Here is a 2,175-nt window from a genome sequence, read left to right as displayed (position 1 = left end):
CCTCCCTCCTCCATGGCCTTGCGGGCCTCGGGGGTCAGGGTCCGGTTCACGTCGACCGGGGCGGCCGGGACCGCGGGGAGGTTCGGGTGCTCGTCGTCGACCAGCTCGGCGTCGACGACGTCGGCGTCGGCCGGTACGGCGGGGAGGTTGGTCACCGGAGGACCCTTCCGCTCGGGATGGTGCCGTGCTCACCGCGCTGGGTGTGCCGGCGCTCGCAACCGCTGCTGTGCTCGTCCACCTCGTGCAGCCTCTCGGCGGCCACGGCGCAGGCAGAGCAGCAGAATCCGACGCCGGCCTTCACCTGACGGAAGCAGTCAGGCTTGGCGCACTTCTGTAGTTCCCAGGACAGGGTCACGGCCTGTCGGCCGTTGTCGTCGGTGCTCATGTTCTACCTCCAGCGTGACAGTCCGTCACCGGACGGTGGTCATCTATTGGTTATCATAAGGGCAGTTATGACAACCGATCTAGCGTGCGAGCCCGTTTGGGCCTTTCGGCAGGTCGAAACGGCTCTGCGCCCCGCTGACGCGCGAACAGCCCTCCCGGTATCCGGTCGCACCGGAGGGGTCGAGATCGGCGACGAGAGGGCCCATTCTGTGGGTCGCATTTTTGACGGTCCGCCGGATTCACGTGCTAATGAGCGCGTTGTCGGGTTAGTAGGTTCATCACAAGGCCATCACGGAACACCCGTATGCCGACCATGACGGCAACGATGACCGCATGAGACGAACGATCACCCTCGCTGCCGGCGCCCTGCTCGCCGGCGCCATGCTCGCCGGCTGCTCCAGCGGCCCGTCCGCCGATGAGAAGAAGTACGCCGACGCCGCGGCGGCCGCGGACCCCGACGACTTCGGCGGGATACCGACCGATGACCTGGCCAACACCCTCGGCTCCGAAGGCGCCGACCTGTGCGGCGAGTTGAAGAAGGGATCGTACGCCGACGCCATCGCGTACGCCCGGGCCGGCTTCTCCGAGAATGAGGCGGCCGCGCTGGTGTCCGCCGCGGTGCTCGTCGAGTGCCCAGAGCAGAGGGGCAAGGTGCCGGCGTCGTAGCCATCCCGACATCCCGGTTCCGGCCGGGCCCCGAAACGACGAAGTGCCCCGGTCGGAACCGGGGCAGCGCCGCGCGACGGCCCCGGAGTATGCCATCACTTCGGCCATCTCCGCCGGCGTCAACGGCCGCGGGTCACGCAACCCTTCGGCGTACCCGGCCGCCATCTGCCGGCCGAGGTTTTCCAGGGCGGCACGGGACTGCTCTGCGGGTGACGGGCCCATGCCCAGGAGGCGGCGCAGGAGACGGTTCATAGGGTGAGGGTAGACGCGCGAACGCCCCTCACGTCACGGTGACGTAAGGGGCGTTGGCAGTCTCCGACCCCTCAGGCGGGGGTACGGTTCCTAGTGGACGCTAGGAATGGAGTCAAGTATGCCCCAGTGGGCCGACTACAGCACCGGTGAACGAATCAAGATCCTGCGCGGTCGCGAGATCCGGCAGTCCGATCTTGCCGAGATGACGGGCCTCTCGATCGACACCATCAAGAAGGCGGAGCAGGACAAGGCCCTGTCGCTGCCGACTTTACTCGCCATCGCCGACGCCTTGAGCGTTGACACGTCGGTCATTCTCGGCCAGCAGGCGCCGCGCCGTGCACTGGCCCAGGGCGACCGCATCATGATCCGCGACCTGTCCCGGGCCGTGCACGACACCGCTGCCGGCATCCTGCCGGCCGACGTCGAGGCGATGACCCTGGACGAACTGCAGGTGACCACCGACCGCTGCTGGGACCTGTATTGGCGTGGCCGGTACGTCGAGGCCGGTGCGGTCGTCGCTCCGTTCATCACCGCGGCGGCGGCACGCCTGCACGAACAGGCCGCCGGGGAGCAGGCGCCGGCGTGGGGGGTCCTCTCCGACGCCTACCGGCTCGCCGGGTACGTGGCGAACCTGATGGGGGCGCGCGACCTGGCGTACGCCTCGATCGGGCACGCGCAGAACGCGGCCGAGCGGGGCGCGGATGACATGCGGGTGGCGCTCGTCGGCTCGGGGCGCTCGTGGGTGTATCTGCGTGATGCTCGGCTCCCGGAGGCGCTCGCGCTCGCGGAGAAGTCGGCTGCGGACATCCCCTCCGGGGGACTACCCGACGCCGTCCCTGCCCGACGACGCGGCGCACGGCGCCTGGCTCTACC

General features: G+C 69.1%; 3 protein-coding genes. 2 read left to right on the top strand and 1 reads right to left on the bottom strand.

Annotation, left to right across the window (positions count from 1 at the left end):
• Positions 1 to 151: 151 nt before the first annotated feature.
• A complete protein-coding gene (locus ABZ454_RS38750; protein ID WP_359544122.1) occupies positions 152 to 385 on the bottom strand; it encodes a hypothetical protein in 234 nt (77 codons plus the stop codon).
• A 332-nt stretch (positions 386 to 717) separates the two neighbouring features.
• Here ABZ454_RS38750 and ABZ454_RS38745 point away from each other — a divergent pair, with 332 nt between their 5' ends.
• Both ABZ454_RS38745 and ABZ454_RS38740 read left to right on the top strand, forming a co-directional pair.
• Positions 718 to 1,050 carry a hypothetical protein gene (locus tag ABZ454_RS38745; RefSeq protein WP_359544121.1) on the top strand — a complete coding sequence of 111 codons (333 nt, stop codon included), beginning with the start codon at positions 718 to 720 and terminating at the stop codon, positions 1,048 to 1,050.
• Positions 1,051 to 1,420: 370 nt separating this feature from the next.
• The coding region (locus ABZ454_RS38740; RefSeq protein WP_359544120.1) for a helix-turn-helix transcriptional regulator at positions 1,421 to 2,175 on the top strand (755 nt) is incomplete at its 3' end.

Source organism: Streptomyces sp. NPDC005803 (assembly GCF_040630435.1).
Taxonomy (GTDB): Bacteria; Actinomycetota; Actinomycetes; order Streptomycetales; family Streptomycetaceae; genus Streptomyces.
The sequence above is the reverse complement of the archived record's forward strand: the minus strand, read 5'-3'. Positions and strand labels throughout refer to the sequence as shown.